This window comes from Lysinibacillus sp. CD3-6, from assembly GCF_006351725.2.
Classification (GTDB): domain Bacteria; phylum Bacillota; class Bacilli; order Bacillales_A; family Planococcaceae; genus Lysinibacillus.
On record NZ_CP085880.1, the window covers coordinates 232,634 to 255,736 of the forward strand.

Annotated in this window: 13 protein-coding genes, 21 tRNA genes, 3 rRNA genes and 1 riboswitch; of the genes, 33 read left to right on the forward strand and 4 right to left on the reverse strand. The window is 42.1% G+C overall.

What is annotated here, in order from left to right; translation table 11 throughout:
• The first annotated feature begins 10 nt into the window (after positions 1-10).
• From hutU to FH508_RS01190, 28 genes are all read left to right on the forward strand, one after another.
• The gene (hutU, locus tag FH508_RS01055; RefSeq protein ID WP_228134343.1) at positions 11-1,681 is read left to right on the forward strand and encodes a urocanate hydratase; all 1,671 of its coding nucleotides are present in this window, start codon (positions 11-13) and stop codon (positions 1,679-1,681) included.
• A complete protein-coding gene (hutI, locus tag FH508_RS01060) occupies positions 1,678-2,946 on the forward strand; it encodes an imidazolonepropionase (RefSeq protein WP_228134344.1) in 1,269 nt (422 codons plus the stop codon). Before hutU ends, hutI begins: the two co-directional genes overlap by 4 nt.
• A 144-nt stretch (positions 2,947-3,090) precedes the next feature.
• Complete coding sequence (locus FH508_RS01065; RefSeq protein WP_139860098.1) at positions 3,091-4,947, forward strand: SLC13 family permease; 1,857 nt, start codon at positions 3,091-3,093, stop codon at positions 4,945-4,947.
• A 731-nt stretch (positions 4,948-5,678) separates the two neighbouring features.
• Positions 5,679-7,228, forward strand: a 16S ribosomal RNA gene (locus FH508_RS01070).
• 181 nt (positions 7,229-7,409) lie between these two features.
• A 23S ribosomal RNA gene (locus FH508_RS01075) occupies positions 7,410-10,332 on the forward strand.
• A gap of 68 nt (positions 10,333-10,400) precedes the next feature.
• Positions 10,401-10,515 (forward strand): 5S ribosomal RNA (gene rrf / locus FH508_RS01080).
• The 16S, 23S and 5S rRNA genes sit together here with 21 tRNA genes alongside, the layout of an rRNA operon.
• Positions 10,516-10,528: 13 nt before the next feature.
• A tRNA-Val gene (locus tag FH508_RS01085) sits at positions 10,529-10,604 on the forward strand.
• A 25-nt stretch (positions 10,605-10,629) separates the two neighbouring features.
• Positions 10,630-10,704: transfer RNA gene (locus FH508_RS01090), tRNA-Met, on the forward strand.
• A gap of 6 nt (positions 10,705-10,710) precedes the next feature.
• A tRNA-Asp gene (locus FH508_RS01095) sits at positions 10,711-10,783 on the forward strand.
• 11 nt (positions 10,784-10,794) lie between these two features.
• Positions 10,795-10,867: transfer RNA gene (locus tag FH508_RS01100), tRNA-Thr, on the forward strand.
• A 9-nt stretch (positions 10,868-10,876) separates the two neighbouring features.
• Positions 10,877-10,960, forward strand: a tRNA-Tyr gene (locus FH508_RS01105).
• 12 nt (positions 10,961-10,972) lie between these two features.
• Positions 10,973-11,046, forward strand: a tRNA-Trp gene (locus FH508_RS01110).
• A 37-nt stretch (positions 11,047-11,083) separates the two neighbouring features.
• Positions 11,084-11,159, forward strand: a tRNA-His gene (locus FH508_RS01115).
• A 12-nt stretch (positions 11,160-11,171) separates the two neighbouring features.
• A tRNA-Gln gene (locus FH508_RS01120) sits at positions 11,172-11,246 on the forward strand.
• Between the two features lie 21 nt (positions 11,247-11,267).
• Positions 11,268-11,340: transfer RNA gene (locus FH508_RS01125), tRNA-Lys, on the forward strand.
• Between the two features lie 8 nt (positions 11,341-11,348).
• A tRNA-Leu gene (locus FH508_RS01130) sits at positions 11,349-11,433 on the forward strand.
• Positions 11,434-11,486: 53 nt separating this feature from the next.
• Positions 11,487-11,561: transfer RNA gene (locus FH508_RS01135), tRNA-Gly, on the forward strand.
• A 5-nt stretch (positions 11,562-11,566) separates the two neighbouring features.
• Positions 11,567-11,655, forward strand: a tRNA-Leu gene (locus FH508_RS01140).
• A gap of 14 nt (positions 11,656-11,669) precedes the next feature.
• Positions 11,670-11,746, forward strand: a tRNA-Arg gene (locus tag FH508_RS01145).
• Positions 11,747-11,769: 23 nt separating this feature from the next.
• Positions 11,770-11,846 (forward strand) — tRNA-Pro (locus FH508_RS01150).
• A gap of 13 nt (positions 11,847-11,859) precedes the next feature.
• Positions 11,860-11,935 (forward strand) — tRNA-Ala (locus tag FH508_RS01155).
• A gap of 11 nt (positions 11,936-11,946) precedes the next feature.
• A tRNA-Ser gene (locus tag FH508_RS01160) sits at positions 11,947-12,039 on the forward strand.
• 11 nt (positions 12,040-12,050) lie between these two features.
• Positions 12,051-12,126 (forward strand) — tRNA-Phe (locus FH508_RS01165).
• 3 nt (positions 12,127-12,129) lie between these two features.
• Positions 12,130-12,203, forward strand: a tRNA-Gly gene (locus FH508_RS01170).
• Between the two features lie 4 nt (positions 12,204-12,207).
• Positions 12,208-12,281, forward strand: a tRNA-Ile gene (locus FH508_RS01175).
• Between the two features lie 12 nt (positions 12,282-12,293).
• A tRNA-Asn gene (locus FH508_RS01180) sits at positions 12,294-12,370 on the forward strand.
• A gap of 1 nt (position 12,371) precedes the next feature.
• Positions 12,372-12,443, forward strand: a tRNA-Glu gene (locus FH508_RS01185).
• A gap of 220 nt (positions 12,444-12,663) precedes the next feature.
• Positions 12,664-13,710 carry a nitric oxide synthase oxygenase gene (locus tag FH508_RS01190; protein WP_173478832.1) on the forward strand — a complete coding sequence of 349 codons (1,047 nt, stop codon included), beginning with the start codon at positions 12,664-12,666 and terminating at the stop codon, positions 13,708-13,710.
• Between the two features lie 41 nt (positions 13,711-13,751).
• Here FH508_RS01190 and FH508_RS01195 read toward each other — a convergent pair whose 3' ends face one another.
• Complete coding sequence (locus FH508_RS01195; RefSeq protein WP_173478831.1) at positions 13,752-14,957, reverse strand: CynX/NimT family MFS transporter; 1,206 nt, start codon at positions 14,955-14,957, stop codon at positions 13,752-13,754.
• Between the two features lie 178 nt (positions 14,958-15,135).
• Positions 15,136-15,311: riboswitch (Lysine riboswitch) on the forward strand.
• Between the two features lie 84 nt (positions 15,312-15,395).
• Here FH508_RS01195 and FH508_RS01200 point away from each other — a divergent pair.
• Complete coding sequence (locus FH508_RS01200) at positions 15,396-16,859, forward strand: amino acid permease (protein WP_173478830.1); 1,464 nt, start codon at positions 15,396-15,398, stop codon at positions 16,857-16,859.
• Positions 16,860-16,861: 2 nt separating this feature from the next.
• Entirely contained in the window at positions 16,862-17,146 is a 285-nt protein-coding gene (locus tag FH508_RS01205; RefSeq protein ID WP_228134345.1) for a hypothetical protein, read from the forward strand.
• A gap of 80 nt (positions 17,147-17,226) precedes the next feature.
• Here the strand turns inward: FH508_RS01205 and FH508_RS01210 are convergent, their stop codons facing one another.
• Both FH508_RS01210 and FH508_RS01215 read right to left on the reverse strand, forming a co-directional pair.
• Positions 17,227-18,606: a purine-cytosine permease family protein gene (locus FH508_RS01210; RefSeq protein ID WP_173478829.1), complete on the reverse strand. Its 1,380-nt coding sequence runs from the start codon at positions 18,604-18,606 to the stop codon at positions 17,227-17,229.
• A 52-nt stretch (positions 18,607-18,658) separates the two neighbouring features.
• On the reverse strand, positions 18,659-19,777 hold the full coding sequence (locus tag FH508_RS01215; protein WP_337980079.1) for a class II histone deacetylase: 1,119 nt from the start codon (positions 19,775-19,777) through the stop codon (positions 18,659-18,661).
• Between the two features lie 325 nt (positions 19,778-20,102).
• Between FH508_RS01215 and FH508_RS01220 the strand changes: the two genes are divergently transcribed.
• The 3 genes from FH508_RS01220 to FH508_RS01230 all read left to right on the forward strand — a co-directional run bounded on the left by FH508_RS01220 (position 20,103) and on the right by FH508_RS01230 (position 21,565).
• Positions 20,103-20,690: a TetR/AcrR family transcriptional regulator gene (locus FH508_RS01220; RefSeq protein WP_173478828.1), complete on the forward strand. Its 588-nt coding sequence runs from the start codon at positions 20,103-20,105 to the stop codon at positions 20,688-20,690.
• 211 nt (positions 20,691-20,901) lie between these two features.
• A complete protein-coding gene (locus tag FH508_RS01225; RefSeq protein ID WP_139859689.1) occupies positions 20,902-21,249 on the forward strand; it encodes a DMT family transporter in 348 nt (115 codons plus the stop codon).
• Position 21,250: 1 nt separating this feature from the next.
• The gene (locus FH508_RS01230) at positions 21,251-21,565 is read left to right on the forward strand and encodes a DMT family transporter (RefSeq protein ID WP_139859690.1); all 315 of its coding nucleotides are present in this window, start codon (positions 21,251-21,253) and stop codon (positions 21,563-21,565) included.
• A gap of 122 nt (positions 21,566-21,687) precedes the next feature.
• Here FH508_RS01230 and FH508_RS01235 read toward each other — a convergent pair whose 3' ends face one another.
• Positions 21,688-22,953: an Nramp family divalent metal transporter gene (locus tag FH508_RS01235; RefSeq protein WP_139859692.1), complete on the reverse strand. Its 1,266-nt coding sequence runs from the start codon at positions 22,951-22,953 to the stop codon at positions 21,688-21,690.
• Between the last annotated feature and the right edge of the window lie 150 nt (positions 22,954-23,103).

The window sequence follows — 23,103 nt, forward strand, 5'->3', positions numbered from 1 at the left end:
GGATGACAGTATGAAAACACCAACAACGATTCGTGCACCGAGAGGAACAACGCTCTCTTGTAAGGGCTGGACACAAGAGGCGGCAATGCGCATGCTGATGAATAATCTCGACCCTGAAGTTGCGGAAAATCCTGACGAGCTTATCGTATATGGAGGTATTGGAAAAGCGGCTCGGAACTGGCAAAGCTACGAGCAAATCATCGCCTCTTTAAAAGAATTAGAGAATGATGAAACACTTCTTATTCAATCAGGAAAGCCAGTAGCTGTCTTCCGTACACATGAACATGCACCACGTGTCTTAATAGCCAACTCTAACTTAGTACCAGCATGGTCGAATTGGGAACACTTCTACGAGTTAGAGGACCGCGATTTAATGATGTATGGTCAGATGACGGCTGGTAGCTGGATTTATATTGGTGCTCAAGGGATTTTACAAGGAACATATTTATCTTTTGTAGAGGCTGGGAAGAAAGTGTTTGGTACCGCAGATTTACGCGGTAAATTCATTTTAACTGGCGGTATGGGTGGCATGAGTGGTGCGCAGCCTTTAGCTGGAAAAATGGCTGGTGCAGTCATTTTAGTAGTAGAGGTGGAGCGTGCACGTATTGAACGCAAAATGAAAGAGGGCTACTGTGATTATCTTGTTGAGACAGTAGATGAGGCAATTGTATTAGTCAATAAATTGCGCAGTCAACAAGAGCCAGCGTCTATTGGTCTTGTCGGCAATTGTGCGGATATTAATCGAGAGCTACTAAATCGAGGGATAATTCCAGACTTTGTGACAGACCAAACATCTGCACATGATCCGATTAATGGTTATGTACCGAATGGGATGACTTTTGAAGAAGCGCTGGAATTACGTAAAAATGATGTGAAAACATATGAGCGAAAGGCGAAGGAAACGATGGCAGAGCATGTTCGTACGATGCTTGAATTTCAACAGGCGGGTGCGGAAGTGTTTGATTATGGTAATAACATTCGAGCTTATGCGAAAGAGATGGGTGTCACAAATGCCTTTGACTTCCCAGGCTTTGTGCCAGCATATATTCGTCCTTTGTTCTGTGAGGGTAAAGGGCCATTCCGTTGGGCAGCCCTTTCTGGAAATCCAGAAGATATTTATAAAACAGATGCTTTAGCAAAAGAAATGTTTGCAGAAGATGAAGGGCTTGTCAATTGGATTGATATGGCGCAAAAAATGGTGAAATGGCAAGGGCTTCCTGCGCGTATTTGCTGGTTAGGCTATGGTGATCGTCATCGCTTTGCATTGAAGGTTAATGAAATGGTGGCAAATGGTGAGTTGTCTGCTCCAATTGTTTTTGGTCGAGACCATTTAGATTCTGGCTCTGTGGCATCGCCAAATCGTGAAACAGAAGGAATGCTTGATGGCTCAGACGCTGTATCCGATTGGCCGATATTAAACGCACTTGTCAATACGGCGAGTGGGGCGAGCTGGGTAAGTGTCCATCATGGCGGAGGTGTAGGAATGGGGTATTCTCAGCACGCAGGTCAAGTACTTGTGGCGGATGGCTCCGCACTAGCAGCTGAGAAAATTGCACGCGTGTTAATTTCCGACCCTGGAATGGGTATTGTGCGTCATGCTGATGCAGGCTATAAAATTGCTATTGATACGGCAAAGAACAAAGGTGTCCGTATGCCAATGTTAAAGGATGATGTGAAATGACCATTTTGATTAAAAATGCGGATGAAGTCATTACGTTAAAAAGTGAGGTCCAAGGTCCTCGAATAAAAGAACAAATGAGAGCAATCGCTGTAATAGAAGATGGTAGTGTATTGTTACAAGAAAATCGTATAGTCGCTGTTGGGTCATATGAGCAGTTAGCAATCGATTTCCCACATTTAGTGGAGGAAGCTGATGTTATTGATGCAACTGGAAAGATTGTGATGCCTGGTTTAGTGGATTGTCATACACATTTAGTACATGGTGGTACACGTGAGCAGGAATTTAATATGCGACTTAACGGTTCCACATATATGGAGATTATGAATGCTGGAGGTGGCATTCATGCTACGACTAAGCGAACGCGAGAAACCAGTTTTGAAGCTTTATATGAAAAGACAAAGCAGCATTTAGATGTATTTTTAAAGCATGGAGTGACAACTGTTGAGGCAAAATCGGGCTACGGTCTGGATTGGGAAACAGAAAAGAAGCAATTGGAGGTAGCGAAAAAGCTACAAGACACACATGCTGTAGACGTAATCAGTACCTTTATGGGTGCGCATGCGGTGCCACGCGATTTTAAAGGTCGTGAAGATGAATTTGTCGATGTTGTTATTCATGATATGTTGCCGAAAGTAGCACAACTAAAGCTCGCGGAATTTAACGATGTATTTTGTGAAAAAGGCGTATTTACTCCAGCACAATCCCGACGTATTTTAGAGGCGGGCAAAGCGCTTGGACTGACACCGAAAATTCATGCGGATGAAATAGAGCCTTATAATGGAGCGGAACTAGCTGCAGAAGTGGGAGCTATCTCGGCTGAGCATTTACTAGTAGCCTCTGATGAAGGAATACAAAGTATGGCTGAAGCTGGTACGATTGCGGTGTTGCTGCCTGGAACAGCCTTTTTCTTACGTGCGCCATTTGCGAGAGGGCGTCTAATGATTGATGAAGGGGTACCTGTAGCAATATCAACAGACTTTAATCCAGGCTCATCACCGACCATGAGTTTGCCGTTTATTATGAATTTAGCTTGTATGCATATGGGTTTGACACTAGAGGAAGTGTTAACTGCTACGACAATTAATGCTGCGTATGCACTTAATAGAGGGCATGAAATTGGTTCACTTGAAGCGGGGAAACAAGGTGACGTTATTATATTAGACGTTGCTAATTATAAGCAATTACAATATTTTTATGGCATGAATCATACACACACCGTTATTAAAAAAGGGCAAGTCGTTGTACGTGATGGCATTTTATTATAAAAGTTAGAAGAATTAGATGCTTAATTAGCGTTAATTTGTATACATTTGAAAATTAAATATTACAGAAAAAGCATAAATAGGGTGAAATCCGTTATTTATGCTTTTTTTCGTATAGAATATAGTTGTTACTATAGATAGAAGGGAATGTTTAACGTGCAACTTACATTAACATTTCTTATTTTAGGAATGACGATTTTTGCATTTATGACGAATCGAGTGCGTGCAGATTTTGTTGCTATTGTGTCACTCCTCGCATTTGTTATCGCTGATATTTTAACACCTGCAGAAGCTTTAGCGGGTTTTTCGAATTCAGTTGTTCTTATGATTGCGGGGCTTTTTGTTGTTGGCGCGGGTATATTGCGTACAGGCCTTGCAGCAATGGCTGGACAATTATTAATGAAATGGTCGGGGAATAGTGAGTTAAAGTTATTTGTATTGTTGCTCATTATTGTTGGTTCTGTAGGTGCCTTTATGAGCAATACAGGGACAGTTGCATTGATGATGCCTATAGTAGTTAGTATTGCAATTAGTATGAAAGAAAGTCCGTCGAAGTTTTTACTGCCTCTTTCGTATGTAGCCAGTCTCTCAGGGTTGATGACGTTAATTGCATCACCGCCAAATTTAATTGTCAGCCAACTCTTGGTTGATCGAGGCTATCAGAAGCTAGGTTTTTTTGAGGTGACACCTATTGGCATCGTTGGGATGATAGCGGGTATTATTTATTTAGTGCTCGTGCGCAATATATTGTTGCCGCATGACAAAAATAAAACACAAACTTCTACAGGCTATAAGCTTTCGCCTAAGAAAATTGTTAAACAATATGATTTAAACAATCGACTGTTTAAAATGTTTGTGCCTGAAGATTCTCCTATTATTGGCATATCATTAGCAGAGTTAAAGCTTCCTGCAAAATACGCGCTCTGTATGATGAAAATTCATCGTAAATCACAGGACGGTATTAATTTACTCCCTATGACTTATCAGGAAATGGCGGGACCAACAAGTGTTATCCATGCCCTAGATGAACTTTATGTACAAGGTGAGGAAAATGATATTGCTAGCTTGGCGGCAGATTATGGCTTAGTGATGCAGGAATTGACAGAGAATGAGGCGGATGAATTAGTAACGAAGCATTTAGGTATTGCGGAGGTACTCTTAACACCTAATTCTAGTTTTATTAACGAAACAGTCAGTTCACTTGGGTTTCGCGAAAAGTACAATCTCAATATTATTGGTATTAACCATAGAGGTGGCTATAAGCTACAAGATATGGTTACGCATAAGTTGAAATTCGGAGACGCCATTTTAGTACAAGGTGCATGGGACGAAATATTAGTACTTGCTAGAGAGACACAGGATGTTGTTGTTGTTGGTCAACCGAAGGAGCACGCGAGTGTTGCAGCAGCTACTGGTAAGGCGGGTATTGCGGGCGCAATTATGTTGATAATGATTGGATTGATGGCTTTTGAAGTATTCCCAGCCGTTATCTCTGTTATGATTGGAGCGGTTTTGATGATTATAACGGGCTGTTTGCGGAATATGGAGGATGCATATAGCAATATGAATTTTGAAAGTATTGTGCTTGTCGCAGCGATGCTTCCAATGGCAACCGCATTAGAGAAAACAGGCGGAATGGTTATTTTATCAGATGGTATTATCGATGCTCTTGGTAGCTACGGTCCTTATGGGGTGCTGATAGGGATATATATATTAACAGTAATTTTTGGCCAATTTATTAGTAATACGGCAACGGCTGTGTTATTCGCGCCAATTGCTATGAATGCAGCGATTGCAATGGATGCAAATCCTACAACATTTATGATTGGTGTAGCCGTAGCAGCGAGTATGGCGTTTGCCACGCCAATTGCCTCCCCAACAAATGCGCTTGTAATGACGGCGGGTGGCTATAAATTTATGGATTTCGTAAAGATTGGCGTGCCGTTGCAAGTTGTTATGTTTATTGTGATGATGCTAGCAGTTCCATTCTTTTTTCCATTTTAGAAGTTTTATATTTTGCTGAGTTGTAGATGTTAAATAATATTTGAATGGTTGCTTTCTGCCGTGGCTTGCACAAGCCGCGGTGGAAAGTAACTAGAGTATGTTTGAAAAAATAAATGTGAAAATAAACTTAACAAAAAGGATATTCAAAACCTGTTATGTATAACTAGAGATGATTTTTATGTGAAAATCTTATATATATTGTGTAAGATGCCTCATTAACCTATGTGGTAAATGCATGCTTTCATATAGATTAGCAATATGAAAATATGAAAACATTTAAATAGGAAAGTTCTCATATAAAAATGGACTGGTAATAGCTTGCTAATAAAGTTCTTATTATAAATTGATATTTTTTGTAGAAAAACACTTGCACAGAATGCAGAATCGTGATAAATTATTACTTGTCGCTAAGACGACACAACATTAAGTACTACAAACTTATAATAGCATCACAAAAAGGTGTTGACATCAACATTCTGAAGTGATAAGATATAAAAGTTGTCGCTTCTCGAAAGAGAAAAACAAATATAAAAAAGTTGTTGACAATGAAAATCAGAAATGTTATTATATAAAAGTTGCTGAAATTAAAAAGCAACGAAATGAACCTTGAAAACTGAACAAGCAAAACGTAATCAATATAGTTTTTAGTAGCTAACTTCGTTAGTGAACGAAACAAAATTTTGGACATCAAAATTGATGCCAGCAAAACAATTTGAGCTAATCAAATTTCTTTTATGGAGAGTTTGATCCTGGCTCAGGACGAACGCTGGCGGCGTGCCTAATACATGCAAGTCGAGCGGACAGATAAGGAGCTTGCTCCTTTGACGTTAGCGGCGGACGGGTGAGTAACACGTGGGCAACCTACCCTATAGTTTGGGATAACTCCGGGAAACCGGGGCTAATACCGAATAATCTTTTGTCTCTCATGAGACAATTCTGAAAGACGGTTTCGGCTGTCGCTATAGGATGGGCCCGCGGCGCATTAGCTAGTTGGTGAGGTAACGGCTCACCAAGGCAACGATGCGTAGCCGACCTGAGAGGGTGATCGGCCACACTGGGACTGAGACACGGCCCAGACTCCTACGGGAGGCAGCAGTAGGGAATCTTCCACAATGGGCGAAAGCCTGATGGAGCAACGCCGCGTGAGTGAAGAAGGATTTCGGTTCGTAAAACTCTGTTGTAAGGGAAGAACAAGTACAGTAGTAACTGGCTGTACCTTGACGGTACCTTATTAGAAAGCCACGGCTAACTACGTGCCAGCAGCCGCGGTAATACGTAGGTGGCAAGCGTTGTCCGGAATTATTGGGCGTAAAGCGCGCGCAGGTGGTTTCTTAAGTCTGATGTGAAAGCCCACGGCTCAACCGTGGAGGGTCATTGGAAACTGGGAGACTTGAGTGCAGAAGAGGATAGTGGAATTCCAAGTGTAGCGGTGAAATGCGTAGAGATTTGGAGGAACACCAGTGGCGAAGGCGACTATCTGGTCTGTAACTGACACTGAGGCGCGAAAGCGTGGGGAGCAAACAGGATTAGATACCCTGGTAGTCCACGCCGTAAACGATGAGTGCTAAGTGTTAGGGGTTTCCGCCCCTTAGTGCTGCAGCTAACGCATTAAGCACTCCGCCTGGGGAGTACGGTCGCAAGACTGAAACTCAAAGGAATTGACGGGGGCCCGCACAAGCGGTGGAGCATGTGGTTTAATTCGAAGCAACGCGAAGAACCTTACCAGGTCTTGACATCCCGTTGACCACTGTAGAGATATGGTTTTCCCTTCGGGGACAACGGTGACAGGTGGTGCATGGTTGTCGTCAGCTCGTGTCGTGAGATGTTGGGTTAAGTCCCGCAACGAGCGCAACCCTTGATCTTAGTTGCCATCATTTAGTTGGGCACTCTAAGGTGACTGCCGGTGACAAACCGGAGGAAGGTGGGGATGACGTCAAATCATCATGCCCCTTATGACCTGGGCTACACACGTGCTACAATGGACGATACAAACGGTTGCCAACTCGCGAGAGGGAGCTAATCCGATAAAGTCGTTCTCAGTTCGGATTGTAGGCTGCAACTCGCCTACATGAAGCCGGAATCGCTAGTAATCGCGGATCAGCATGCCGCGGTGAATACGTTCCCGGGCCTTGTACACACCGCCCGTCACACCACGAGAGTTTGTAACACCCGAAGTCGGTGAGGTAACCTTTGGAGCCAGCCGCCGAAGGTGGGATAGATGATTGGGGTGAAGTCGTAACAAGGTAGCCGTATCGGAAGGTGCGGCTGGATCACCTCCTTTCTAAGGATATTTTCGGAATACAAACCTTGGGTTTGTAAGATTACGTTTTGCGTTCAGTTTTGAAGGTTCATCATTAGATGAAATACTTCAAAATTTGTTCTTTGAAAACTGGATAAAACGACATTGAAATTGTAACAAACACATTTATTTTTTAAATTAAGTTTTTTAGGCTTAATAACTAGGTTAAGTTATTAAGGGCGCACGGCGAATGCCTTGGCACTAGGAGCCGAAGAAGGACGGCACTAACACCGATATGCTTCGGGGAGCTGTAAGTGAGCTTTGATCCGGAGATTTCCGAATGGGGGAACCCACTACGTTTAATCGCGTAGTATCTTGACGTGAATACATAGCGTCTTGAAGGCAGACCCAGGGAACTGAAACATCTAAGTACCTGGAGGAAGAGAAAGAAAAATCGATTCCCTGAGTAGCGGCGAGCGAAACGGGAAGAGCCCAAACCAAGAGGCTTGCCTCTTGGGGTTGTAGGACACTCTATACGGAGTTACAAAGGAATGAGTTAGATGAAGCGACTTGGAAAGGTCCGCCAGAGCAGGTAAAAGCCCTGTAGTCGAAAGTTTATTCCCTCCAGAGTGGATCCTGAGTACGGCGGAACACGTGAAATTCCGTCGGAATCCGGGAGGACCATCTCCCAAGGCTAAATACTACCTAGTGACCGATAGTGAACCAGTACCGTGAGGGAAAGGTGAAAAGCACCCCGGAAGGGGAGTGAAAGAGATCCTGAAACCGTGTGCCTACAAGTAGTTAGAGCCCGTTAATGGGTGATAGCGTGCCTTTGTAGAATGAACCGGCGAGTTACGATTACGTGCGAGGTTAAGCTTTAGAAGGCGGAGCCGCAGCGAAAGCGAGTCTGAATAGGGCGAATTAGTACGTGGTCGTAGACCCGAAACCAGGTGATCTACCCATGTCCAGGGTGAAGGTGAGGTAACACTTACTGGAGGCCCGAACCCACGCACGTTGAAAAGTGCGGGGATGAGGTGTGGGTAGCGGAGAAATTCCAATCGAACTTGGAGATAGCTGGTTCTCTCGAAATAGCTTTAGGGCTAGCCTCGTGATGAGAATACTGGAGGTAGAGCACTGTTTGGACTAGGGGCCATCCCGGTTTACCGAATTCAGACAAACTCCGAATGCCAGATATTTATACACGGGAGTCAGACTGCGAGTGATAAGATCCGTAGTCAAAAGGGAAACAGCCCAGACCACCAGCTAAGGTCCCAAAGTAATCGTTAAGTGGAAAAGGATGTGGCGTTGCACAGACAACCAGGATGTTGGCTTAGAAGCAGCCATCATTTAAAGAGTGCGTAATAGCTCACTGGTCGAGTGACGCTGCGCCGAAAATGTATCGGGGCTAAACGATTCACCGAAGCTGTGGATTGACATCTACGATGTCAGTGGTAGGAGAGCGTTCTAAGTGCGTTGAAGTCAGACCGGAAGGACTGGTGGAGCGCTTAGAAGTGAGAATGCCGGTATGAGTAGCGAAAGACGGGTGAGAATCCCGTCCACCGTATGACTAAGGTTTCCTGAGGAAGGCTCGTCCGCTCAGGGTTAGTCGGGACCTAAGCCGAGGCCGATAGGCGTAGGCGATGGACAACAGGTTGATATTCCTGTACCACCTCCTCACCGTTTGAGAAATGGGGGACGCAGTAGGATAGGGTAAGCGCGCCGTTGGTTGTGCGCGTCCAAGCAGTAAGGCGTGTGTGTAGGCAAATCCGCACACTGTAACGTTGAGCTGTGATGGCGAGTCCGTATGGACGAAGTTCCTGATTTCACACTGCCAAGAAGAAAAGCCTCTATCGAGGTGAGAGGTGCCCGTACCGCAAACCGACACAGGTAGTCGAGGAGAGAATCCTAAGGTGTGCGAGAGAACTCTCGTTAAGGAACTCGGCAAAATGACCCCGTAACTTCGGGAGAAGGGGTGCTCTTGAGCGTGCAAGCGCACGAGAGCCGCAGTGAATAGGCCCAGGCGACTGTTTAGCAAAAACACAGGTCTCTGCAAAACCGTAAGGTGACGTATAGGGGCTGACGCCTGCCCGGTGCTGGAAGGTTAAGAGGAGTGGTTAGCGCAAGCGAAGCTGCGAATTGAAGCCCCAGTAAACGGCGGCCGTAACTATAACGGTCCTAAGGTAGCGAAATTCCTTGTCGGGTAAGTTCCGACCCGCACGAAAGGCGTAACGATCTGGGCACTGTCTCAACGAGAGACTCGGTGAAATTATAGTACCTGTGAAGATGCAGGTTACCCGCGACAGGACGGAAAGACCCCGTGGAGCTTTACTGTAGCCTGATATTGAATTTTGGTACAACTTGTACAGGATAGGTAGGAGCCAGAGATCTCGGAGCGCCAGCTTCGAAGGAGGCGTCGGTGGGATACTACCCTGGTTGTATTGAAATTCTAACCCATGCCCCTTAGCGGGGCAGGAGACAGTGTCAGGCGGACAGTTTGACTGGGGCGGTCGCCTCCTAAAAGGTAACGGAGGCGCCCAAAGGTTCCCTCAGAATGGTTGGAAATCATTCGTAGAGTGTAAAGGCACAAGGGAGCTTGACTGCGAGACCTACAAGTCGAGCAGGGTCGAAAGACGGGCTTAGTGATCCGGTGGTTCCGCATGGAAGGGCCATCGCTCAACGGATAAAAGCTACCCCGGGGATAACAGGCTTATCTCCCCAAGAGTCCACATCGACGGGGAGGTTTGGCACCTCGATGTCGGCTCATCGCATCCTGGGGCTGTAGTCGGTCCCAAGGGTTGGGCTGTTCGCCCATTAAAGCGGTACGCGAGCTGGGTTCAGAACGTCGTGAGACAGTTCGGTCCCTATCCGTCGGGGGGCGGAAATTTGAGAGGAGCTGTCCTTAGTACGAGAGGACCGGGATGGACACACCGCTGGTGTACCAGTTGTCTTGCCAAAGGCATCGCTGGGTAGCTATGTGTGGACGGGATAAGTGCTGAAAGCATCTAAGCATGAAGCCCCCTCAAGATGAGATTTCCCATTACGCAAGTAAGTAAGATCCCTCAAAGACGATGAGGTAGATAGGTTCGAGGTGGAAGTGTGGTGACACATGGAGCTGACGAATACTAATCGATCGAGGACTTAACCAAAAAAGTTTGAAACATTCAATGAAACGTTTATCCAGTTTTGAGAGAATAAGTTCTTTCAACTGAATAAGTGAAGTGATGATGGCAAAGAGGTCACACCCGTTCCCATACCGAACACGGAAGTTAAGCTCTTTAGCGCCGATGGTAGTTGGGGGCTTCCCCTGTGAGAGTAGGACGTCGCTTCGCTTGTTTTTTATGTGGAGGATTAGCTCAGCTGGGAGAGCATCTGCCTTACAAGCAGAGGGTCGGCGGTTCGAGCCCGTCATCCTCCACCATTTTAATATCAAAGTATTATATTGTCGCGGGGTGGAGCAGTGGTAGCTCGTCGGGCTCATAACCCGAAGGTCACAGGTTCAAATCCTGTCTCCGCAACCAAATTATGGTCCCGTGGTGTAGCGGTTAACATGCCTGCCTGTCACGCAGGAGATCGCCGGTTCGATCCCGGTCGGGACCGTCTTTTTATTTGCCGGTGTAGCTCAGTTGGTAGAGCAACTGACTTGTAATCAGTAGGTCGTGGGTTCGACTCCTATCGCCGGCATCAGCCCTTGGAGGGGTAGCGAAGTGGCTAAACGCGGCGGACTGTAAATCCGCTCCTTAGGGTTCGGCGGTTCGAATCCGTCCCCCTCCACCAGTTTTTTATTTTAGGGGCATAGTTCAACGGTAGAATAGAGGTCTCCAAAACCTTTGGTGTGGGTTCGATTCCTACTGCCCCTGCCAAACTTTTTTAGATTAAACTACTGTTATAGTTCATATGGCGGTTGTGGCGAAGTGGTTAACGCATCGGATTGTGGTTCCGACATTCGTGGGTTCGATTCCCATCAGTCGCCCCATATAATTAATATTGGGGTATAGCCAAGCGGTAAGGCAACGGATTTTGATTCCGTCATGCCTAGGTTCGAATCCTAGTACCCCAGCCATTTTTCATTTATTAATAATATGAGCCATTAGCTCAGTTGGTAGAGCATCTGACTTTTAATCAGAGGGTCGAAGGTTCGAGTCCTTCATGGCTCATCATATTTGCGGGTGTGGCGGAATTGGCAGACGCACTAGACTTAGGATCTAGCGCCGCAAGGCGTGGGGGTTCGACTCCCTTCACCCGCACCATTTATTTTATTTACAAATTACATAATTGCCAGGATAAATAATCTTATGCACATGCGGAAGTAGTTCAGTGGTAGAACACCACCTTGCCAAGGTGGGGGTCGCGAGTTCGAACCTCGTCTTCCGCTCCAAATGTGCCGGGGTGGCGGAACTGGCAGACGCACAGGACTTAAAATCCTGCGGTAGGTGACTACCGTGCCGGTTCGATTCCGGCCCTCGGCACCATTTTTTAATATTAAGCGCCCGTAGCTCAATTGGATAGAGCGTCTGACTACGGATCAGAAGGTTGTGGGTTCGACTCCTGCCGGGCGCGCCATAAAAAGATAAGATAGACAGTAACGGAATGTAGCTCAGCTTGGTAGAGCACTTGGTTTGGGACCAAGGGGTCGTAGGTTCGAATCCTGTCATTCCGACCATCTTTTAAAATTTGGGGCCTTAGCTCAGCTGGGAGAGCGCCTGCCTTGCACGCAGGAGGTCAGCGGTTCGATCCCGCTAGGCTCCACCATATTTATTTCCGGAGGTATACCCAAGTCTGGCTGAAGGGATCGGTCTTGAAAACCGACAGGCGGGTAACACCGCGCGGGGGTTCGAATCCCTCTACCTCCTCCATTTTCTTTTTCGGGTCAGTAGCTCAGTTGGTAGAGCATTAGATTGAAGCTCTAAGTGTCGGCGGTTCGATTCCGTCCTGACCCACCATATGCGGGTGTAGTTTAATGGTAAAACCTCAGCCTTCCAAGCTGATGTCGTGAGTTCGATTCTCATCACCCGCTCCAAAGAGGGCCTATAGCTCAGCTGGTTAGAGCGCACGCCTGATAAGCGTGAGGTCGATGGTTCGAGTCCATTTAGGCCCATTAAAAAATTATTCCGAAGTAGCTCAGTTGGTAGTAGCACCTGACTGTTAATCAGGTTGTCGCAGGTTCGAGTCCTGCCTTCGGAGCCATGGCCCCTTGGTCAAGCGGTTAAGACACCGCCCTTTCACGGCGGTAACACGGGTTCGAATCCCGTAGGGGTCATCTAGTAAAGCATGTAGCATATTGTTGCTACATGCTTTTTCTTTGTAATTTTTTAAGCTATTCATTTAGTTTTTATAAAATTTTGATGGAGAATTTTTGACTATTGATTTAAATTTGAACAAAGTATTTCATATATAAAAGATGTATGTTTTCTAATGAATTTTTTCATGGAGAATTTATTTCTATTCATCTAATATGAGGGTAGATGGAGGAAAACGACATGAAACTACAAGAGATACAACGTTTTTTAACACTTTATCAAATGGAGCAAAATGAGTCTGCACAATGGCTAACAAATAGATTACAGCAAGTTGAAAATGAAGGACAATATATTCCTTCAACAGAGGAGCTTACTTTTGGTGCACGAGTAGCTTGGCGTAATAGTAATAAATGTATCGGGAGATTATTTTGGCAGTCACTTCATGTTGAGGATGCCCGTGATGTTTTAGATGAGCAAGGGATATTTGAGAAGTTGTTATGTCATATTCAATATGCGACAAATGGTGGTAAAATTCGGCCAACAATAACGGTATTTGCATCTGGTAGAGTAAAGATTTGGAATCATCAGTTGATCCGTTATGCAGGCTATGAGACGGAAGCTGGCATTGTTGGTGACCCACATTCTGTACCATTTACAAAAGTATGTGAATCGCTAGGCTGGCAGGGCGAGGGCACAGCATTTGATGTATTACCACTCGTTATCCAGGTGGATGACCGTCAACCACAATTGTTTTCAATACCACGTGAAGATGTACTAGAAGTTGTAATTCGCCATCCTGAGCACCCACAAGTGGAGGAACTAGCGTTGAAATGGTATGCGGTGCCGATTATTTCAAGCATGCGTTTTCAAATGGCTGGAATCGACTTTCAAGCGGCTCCTTTCAATGGTTGGTATATGGGGACAGAAATTGGGGCACGTAATTTAGCTGATACTGATCGTTATAATATGTTGCCGAAAATCGCTGAAATTTTTGGGCTCGATACGACTAAGCAAGCATCGCTTTGGCGTGATCGCTCATTAGTTGAATTAAATATTGCTGTACTGTTTTCCTTTAAAGAAGATGGTGTAAGTATAGTCGATCATCATACTGCTGCACAGCAATTTAAGTTATTTGAAGAAGCTGAGCAGAAGGCAGGTCGCGACTTAACAGGCAATTGGACTTGGTTGATTCCCCCATTATCACCTGCAACAACGCATATTTTCCATAAGCCTTATGTCAATGTTTATAATACACCGAATTTCTTTTATCAAAAACCGCCTTATTAAAAATGTAAAAAAGCAGCTCATAGTAGGATGAGCTGCTTTTTTTAATTTATATATTCGTTTCTAGAAGCTCTAAATGAGCAGAAGAATAGTAATACTGCAACGACAACGAATAGCCAGCCAGCGATGTTCCAACCGCCAAATAAATCATGTAGGTAACCAAATAAAATAGGGCCAACTGCGGCTAATAAATAGCCTAATGATTGTGCAAAGCCCGATAAATCAGCTGCTTCAAATGCCGTACGAGTACGAAGAGTAAAGAACATCATTGCAAGTGAAAATGAAGCGCCACCTGCTAATCCTAGCAATATCATCCACAATACAGCGAGATTAGTCCATTCCATGACAAGGCCAGTAAAGCCGACAACATAAAAAGCAGTAAACATCAAAACGAGAGGTCGTTGTGATGTCATTTTACTAGCGATAATCGGTACAGCTAGAGCCATAGGTACTTGGGAAATTTGCATGATTGAAAACATCCAACCTGCACGATCTGCTGCTATTCCTTGGGCAATATAGATTTCAGGAATCCAAGCTGCAGTTGTATAAAATAATAACGATTGTAAACCCATTGCGCCAGTGACTGCCCAAGTAACTGGTGATTTCCACAGTGGTATACGAGTTTTCGTAGTAGCTACAGTTGGTTCAGGCTTATTAAATTTTAATTGAGGAATCCAAATTAAGATAGTCACGACGACAAGAGCTATAGCGATGGCAAGTGCACCTTGCCAGCCAAGAGATGCATTGGCTATAGGATAACTAATACCAGCGCCAATACCAGCCGTTAAGTTCATGGACATTGTGAAGAATGCCATTAGTAAACCAACATGATAAGGGAATTTTAATTTAAGTAACCCTGGGATGAGGACGTTACCAAATGAAATAGCTACACCTATTATCATTGTACCGAATACGAGTAACCCTGTTGTTCCAAGTGAGCGCAGTACAATCCCAAGTGCTAATAAAATGGTTGATAGAAAAAGAGTTAGTTCTAGTCCTAGTTTTCTTGCAACGATTGGGGCAATAGGTGACACTAGTGCGAATGCAAGCAATGGAATTGTTGTTAGAAAGCCTGCAAGTACGTTAGATATACCGAGATCCTCACGAATGAAGGAAATAATTGGTCCTACAACCGTTAATGGCATACGTAATGTCGAAGCAAGAAAAATTACACCGATAACTAATAAGAGCGTTGTGCCCTTCCAGTTAATCTTTCTGCTAGGATAAGTAGATTCTTCGTTAGTTGTCAAAATAAGTACCTCCCTGATAGAACAGTTATAATTCGAACCACTATAACACTTTATCACATTAATAAAAATAGTAGAATATTCATAAAATACAGAACATTAATCGTTTTATTGAAATGTCTTAGGTCGTATGTTAAACTAAGACACATCATAAATTTAATAATTATATGCCTCATGTTTGTATTGAGGTAGAGGTCGCGGTATTTATTAGTAAGCTAGTGGAGATGACAAGCATTGAAGATGTTAGCTGAAAGGAAATATTGCCGAAGTGTGAGGGGACTTGAAAACCTCATGCTGGGGCTGTCTCCGAAAGGAACAGAACTGTCACGTTGGACAACGTGTTGTGCTATCATTTTGAAGAAACAGAGGATTTACTTAGCCATCACAACGTTCATGTGATGGCATTTTTATTGCCTCTTATAAAAGGAAGGAAGCTTTAACGTGAGTGAAATAAAAGTTAATCAGCTCGGTCATAAAGCACCAGAGTTGAAAAAAGAATTAAAAAGCCGCCATATAACAATGATTTCGTTAGGTGGTACTATCGGAACTGGGCTATTTCTAGCCAGTGGTGGTGCTATAGCACAGGCTGGACCAGGTGGTGCACTTCTTGCTTATGCATTAATCGGCATTATGGTGTACTTTTTAATGACAAGCTTGGGTGAAATGGCAGCTTATATGCCGTCATCAGGTTCATTTAGTACGTATGCAACAAAATTTGTAGATCCAGCGCTTGGCTTTGCACTTGGCTGGAACTACTGGTATAACTGGGCGATTACAATTGCCGCTGAAATTGCAGCAGTTTCTCTTATAATGAAGTACTGGTTCCCAGACAGCTCTTCGGCACTATGGACAGTCATATTTATTGCGATCGTACTAACATTCAATTTACTTTCTGTAAAAAGCTATGGTGAAAGTGAATATTGGTTTGCCATGATAAAAGTTGCGACTGTTATTGTTTTCATTATCGTCAGTCTATTGATGATTTTTGGTATTTTAGGAGGACAAGCACCAGTCGGCTTTACGAATTTCTTTATAAGTGATGGTCCATTCCATGGTGGCTTCCTTGCTACATTCGGCATATTTCTAGCAGCAGGCTTCTCGTTCCAAGGGACAGAGCTATTAGGAATCACTGCTGGGGAAACTGATGATCCTGGTAAAAATATTCCGAAAGCGGTTAAGTCAGTCTTTTGGCGAATTATTTTATTTTACATTTTAGCCATTGCAGCAATTGGGATGTTAATTCCATTTACAGATGCTCGTTTATTATCTGAAGATATTGCTGTTTCACCATTCACACTAGTGTTTGACCGCTTAGGTATTGCCTTTGCTGCATCATTAATGAATGCCATTATATTAACAGCGATGTTGTCTGCAGGTAATTCGGGGTTATATGCATCATCACGTATGTTATGGCAATTAGCAGTAGATGGACACGCACCTAAAATTTTCGCAAAGCTTAGCCGTCGCGGAATTCCGATTTACGCATTACTGCTAACATTAGCAGTCGGTTGCCTAGCATTTTTAGCATCATTCTTTGGTGATGGCGTTGTCTATATGTGGCTTTTAAACGCTTCGGGGATGTCAGGCTTCATTGCATGGCTTGGTATTGCATTTAGTCATTATCGCTTCCGTAGAGCGTATGAAGCGCAAGGCTTAGACCTAAAATTACTACCATATAAAGCAAAGCTGTATCCATTCGGACCACTCTTTGCATTTACATTGTGTATGATTGTTGTAATTGGTCAAAATTATACAGCTTTCACAGGTGATTCGGTTGACTGGTATGGTGTCCTTGTTTCTTATATCGGGATACCACTGTTTATCGCCTTGTGGTTGGGCTATAAAATAAAACATAAAACGAAAATGATTCCACTGCAACAGTGTGATTTAAAAGTAGAGAAATAGAAATGAAAGCTGTCCTATTAATTAGAGGGCAGCTTTTTCGCATTCCTTCCGTATTAATGAATGCTGTAGCGGCATCCAGTATGGCACTAATTCCATTGTATTTTGGTATGAAAAAATACTCCGTACCAACAACAATACTGTCCTCTCTGTTGATTGTGATGGTTGTTTCTACAAATACGGGTGCATTTTCATTGAATGATATTATCGTAATCCCGATAACATTAGCAATTATAGGGATAGTCATTGCCTATTTAGCAATCCGCAACATCGAAAAGGTAGATGTTTAATAACATAAGTAAAGCCCCTGTATGAAATTACTATACAGGGGCTTTAAAAAGGCCTGGGGAAGCCTGGCGAACCATATTTATTAATTATTCTCAGGCACACTAGCCGTTGGATAAACATCAACAGAAAGCTTGGCAGGTGCCGTTAATTTAGAAAAGCTAATATATAATAGGAAAGAAACCGCACCACCGACAAGCCATGCAATATCCAATCCATTTAGCATTTTTGCAATAGGACCTACATATAACTCCGTATTAATAAACGGAATTTGAATAAAGATAGTTAACAAGTAAATAATCATTGTAGGTATATTAATTTTTCCGAAAATGCCATCCTTCTTGTTGAACTCATCTGGAGGGTAATGTACTCTCTTTAAAATATAAAAATCAGTTAATGTAATCATACTCCAAGGGATAATAAAGAATAAAATAAACCCTAAGTATAATTGGAAATTAGCCATAAAATTGCTTGAGCTCCAAGTTGCAATAATGGCAATAATAATACCAATTGCGATGGAAGTAATTGTCCGTAGTCTCGCAGATGTTTTAAACGTTAAAAAGTTACTTGCAATCGATAATATAATAATGCCTGCTCCATAAATATTTAAGGAGTTAATAACGAGGACACCAAGAGATAATAATAGTGCAATAATGAAACCTAATGAGCCCATATCTTTAATTTGCGCCATAACGTTACCATTCACAACCATAGTGGCAATGGCTGCACCTAAAACCATTAACCAAACTGAACTAGCAAAGCTTCCAAGGTAACTATAAGTAAATACCTTTTTAGATTGTGAAGGATGGATAAATCTTGAATGGTCAGATACATATGGACCATATGTAATCTGCCATGTTACACAAATGGAAGTCATTAATAAAAACTGGCTGAAAGAAAAATTACCAGCATTTAAAAGCTCCATTGAAACATTCGTTAAAATCATAATCGACAAAATAATAAATACTACTGTAAAGCCAATTGTATAGATTTTCATCGACTTTTGAAGTAAGCCTTGTCCAAAAATAGCTAGTAATACCATTGGGATTAGACTTACAATAACCGTTACGTTCATATTAAGGCCAAGTGTTTCCTGCATTCCTTGTCCAACTAGAACGGTATTTGTAGCTCCGTAGCCTAAATACATGATTAGAATGATTAACATTGGCAATATAGCTCCGAAGTAGCCAAATTGTGCTCTACTTTGTACTACTTGCGGTAAACCTGCTTTAGGACCAGTGGCAGAATGGAGTGCCATAATTGCAGCTCCTATGCCGTGTCCTAATAGGATAGCAACAAGTGACCACCAAAAATTCAACCCTAATACGATAGCTAGAGATCCTGTTACAAGTGTTGTTGAAACGGTACTTGCGGCAAACCATGTAAAAAATAGCTCTTTGGCAGTGCCATTACGCTGTTCTAAAGGAATATGTTCATAACTAATTTCCTCGATAGAATTGCTCATAGATACCCTCCCTCTTAATAATTATTTTTAATATAATAATAGTGTTTACAATTTAAACAGTAACTTTTAATGATGGCCAATAAGCTGATTGGATTGAAATAACCTCATTGATTGCTTTCTTTTCTACTTCGTTTACAAAATCGGGATATCCTTGTGAATCTTGGAATGGATCCTCTACATCACTTTTCACGCCACATAATTCTTCAATAATGCGCAATGTACAAAATGGAACGTAAGCGTTACTGTAACCACCTTCATGACAGAAGACGATTTTTCCATCCGTATGCTTATTAGCTAAGTTCATCATAATTTTTGTTAACTCTGCAAAGCCTTCAGCAGTCATGTTCATGCGTCCAAGTGGATCAAACATGCCTGGATCTTGACCAGCAGAAATAATAATAAGCTCAGGTTTATAATCGTTGACAATAGGTTCCACAATGGACTTAAATGCTTCAATATAGCCTGCATTTCCTGTGCCTGGAGGAAGTGGAATGTTGACGTTAAATCCTTTTCCGTCAGCTTCACCTACGTTCTCTGCATAACCCGTATTATTCGGGAAACTTAAATGCTGATGTACTGAGAAGAATAAAACACCATCTGTATCATAGAAAGCACTTTCTGTTCCATTACCATGGTGAACATCCCAATCTAACACCATAACTCGTTCTAAATTGTATTTTTGCTTTGCGTATTTGGCAGCAATCGCAACGTTATTGAAAATACAGAAGCCGATGCCTTTTGCAGCCTCTGCATGATGGCCAGGTGGGCGAGTTAATGCATAAACATTATCGACTTCACCATTCATCACAACATCAACCGCTTTTAAAGCACCACCAGTTGACAGTAAAGCAATTTCATAAGAACCTCTACCAACAATGGCGTGATCTCCTGCGTCTCCGCCAGTTGTATCGCTTAAATGTTTCACTTTATCTACATATTCTTTTGTATGGAACATTTCAATTTCCTCACGTGTAGCAGGACGTGGCTCAATTTGTTCTAATTTTTTCATTAGACCACACCGGTTAAGTAAATTATTAATACGTCTCTTTGTTGAAGGATGTTCGACAAACACATCTGTTTCTAAGTAACCACCCGAAGGTAAATATAATGTTCCGCTACCGTTGTCGTGCCAGAAATAACTTTCGTCAAAAATATAACCTGTTTTCATCATCAATTCCGCCCCTTTGATTAAAAAATAATACCGATTTGCACCTTGTAACACACCCCTTGTCAAGGTGGAAAATGGTACTTACCGTTATGAAAATACTAGCTGAGGGAGATTTTTTCTTAAAATGAATTTCAGTCATCTTCCTTGGGATAAAATTTAAATGAATCTCGTTCATTTGTCAAACTAATTTTTTAAAATTACCAAAATTAAATAAATTTTTCAGGCCCATTATAGGAAATGATTCCTTTTCGTTAAAAGAAAGAGGTTGAATTCTATTTTTGTTTAGATTACAATTTTTAAAAATTCATGATTTTTTAGGGGGCGCATAATGGATAAGGAAAAACGTATCGTAACCTCTGCTATTCAATTGTTTAAAGAACAAGGTATCGACAAAATAAAAATTGCTGATATTGTAAAAAGGGCTGGTATCGCACAAGGAACTTTTTATTTGTATTTCCCTTCAAAAATGTCCTTAATGCCCGCCATAGCTAAAGTAATGGTCGACAATATATTTGAGGCAATTCAAAAAAACGTGGATGAGCAAGCACCACTAATTGAAAAATTTAATCAATTAATAGATACAATATTTATGATGACGAGAGAGCATAAGGAACTTGTAGCCATTATTTATGCTGGATTGTCAGCTTCTGATTATTTAAAGGACTGGGTAAATGCGTATACACCTTACTATAATTGGCTAAGAAATGAGTTGGACAAAGCAAAGACGAAAGGTGAAATTTTAATAGCCATTGATTCTTATGCTACGTCAAAGATGGTATTTGGATTAATAGAGGCTGCTGCAGAGCGAGCTTATTTATTTGATTCAAAAGAAGAAGTGCTAATCGATGAGGATAAAAAAGATTTATTAGAATTTATTTGTAATGCGTTAGTCGTAAACAAAGCTGTTATAAAATAAGCAAACAGAGATGAAACATATTACAGTGAATTTTTGATATATAAGTGGTAAACCATATATGCTCTTATTTGTAGTATTACGTTGCTATAAAAAGGGAAATACATGTCTTTAGATCCGAATTAAAAAGCGGATTTTTACTAAATTTTCTAGGTGGTTCTTGTTGCAGTAAAAATGAATGAAGTTCAGTCATTATTATTTTGGAGGTTTTTTTATGGGAAAAGCTTGGCTGTATGTAGGGTTAACTAGTTTTTTTGAATTAATTTGGATTTATGGCTTCAATGTGGCTGCTCATTGGTGGGAGTGGCTATTAATCGTTATATTTATTGGGCTTGATTTGCACTTTTTATCAAAGGCATGCGAGAAATTACCAACTGGAACAGTGTATGCAATATTTGCAGCAATTGGCACAATGGGAACGACCTTGATGGATGTATTAATATTCAATCAAGTAGTCAGTATCGGTAAGCTTCTCTTTATTTTTATATTAATTGTAGGTGTTATTGGTTTAAAAGTTGCTGACTCTGTTGAAGAACATAAACGTGCAAAAGAGGTGATATAGTATGGGATGGCTTTTTGTTTTTTTAGCTGCATCGAGTGAGCTTGTATCTGTTATTGGACTGAAAAAATATAGTACAAAAAAGGGATTTATCAGCATGGTGCTCTATGTAGGAGGATTTGCTGCGTCACTTACATTTTTATATAAATCATTTGAATTTTTACAAACGAGTACGGCTTATGCGGTATGGATAGGCATTGGAACGGCAGGGGCGGTCTTAATCAATATGATGTTTTTTGGTGAGTCAAAAAGTAAAGGCCGCTTAGCAAGTGTATGCTGTATCATCATTGGTGTCGTAGGGTTAAAGGCACTTTCTTAAAAGCGAGAGTCTAAGACAAAGAGAAAAAGTGATAGATTGACTGCCGTCAATCTATCACTTTTTTGCTATGCCGTGGATGTTCGCTACGGTGAGTGTAATTGTATGAGTGCCTGGCACCCATCCTAAGCAAATAGTGTTTCCCATAATAAGTAAATATTTAACGTAACTACTATTACAACGACAAACCACCCAAGTATAGTTGTGATACGGTGATTGACTAGGCTACCCATAATGTCCTTTTTACTTGTAAACATCACAAGCGGGATAAGCGCAAAAGCAATACCGAATGACAGGATTACTTGACTTAAAACAAGCGCATAAGTGGCATTGACACCCGCTGCAATAATAGCCAAAGGTGGAATCATTGTAATTGCTCTACGTAAATATAGAGGGATTTTTCGTTGTATGAAGCCTTGCATAACAACGTCGCCTGCTAATGTACCAACAGAAGAGCTTGCAAGCCCTGCAATGAGTAATCCAAGTCCGAAAGATACTGCCGCCATCGGTCCAAGAGCCTCTCGTAATCCGTTATAGGCGATATCTAAATCTTCAACTACTAGGCCTTGCGTATGGAACACTGCTGCTGCAATGATTAGCATACTCATGTTAATCGCACCAGCAATAATCATTGCAATCACAATATCGATAAACTCAAAGCGGAAAATACGTCGTTTTTCATTATCATTGCGACCAACGACACGACTTTGTGTTAAAGAAGAGTGCAAATAGATTGCGTGGGGCATAACGGTTGCCCCTAAAATACCTGTTGCAAGTAACAGTGAATCGACACCGTCAAATTGTGGTGTCAGCATGCCTATTGTTACATCACCCCAATTTGGTTGAGCTAAAAATGTCTGGAACGCAAATGCTAACACAACAATTAGCACCATTCCTGAAATACCTGCTTCAAATGCTCTAAAGCCTCTGCGCTGTAGCTCTAAAATTGCAAATGAACCAATTGCTGTAATAAGTGCGGCAGGTAGCATCGGAATATCAAATAATAAGTATAGACCGAGGGCAGCCCCGATAAATTCTGCTAGGTCTGTAGCAATAATTACAAGTTCAGCCTGTATCCATAAAAATATAGAAGTTTTTTTAGAAAAATTCTCCCTTGCTACTTCAGGTAAGTTTTTCCCAGTAGCAATACCAAGTTTTGCTGATAAAGACTGAATCAGCACAGCCATTAAATTTGAAAAGGCAATAACCCAAAGTAGTAAATAACCATACTGCGAGCCCGCTGTAATATTTGTGGCAAAGTTGCCAGGATCTATATAGGCAACCGCTGCAATAAATGCTGGACCGAGAAAGGGTAAAATACGCCGCCAGCCTTTTATGTCTCCATCTAAAACAGCTTCTGCTGCTGGTTTTGTCATCTGTTTATAGGCCATCTTGTTCCCTCGTTTCAAAAAGTATCGTAAATGAAATAAAGTTTCCTATAGGAAAATAATAATACTACTATTCTATAGCTAGAACTTAAAAATGTGAAGAAGTTTGCTCATTATTTTTTTTGTGAATTTTGAAAATCGCCGATAAGGCCA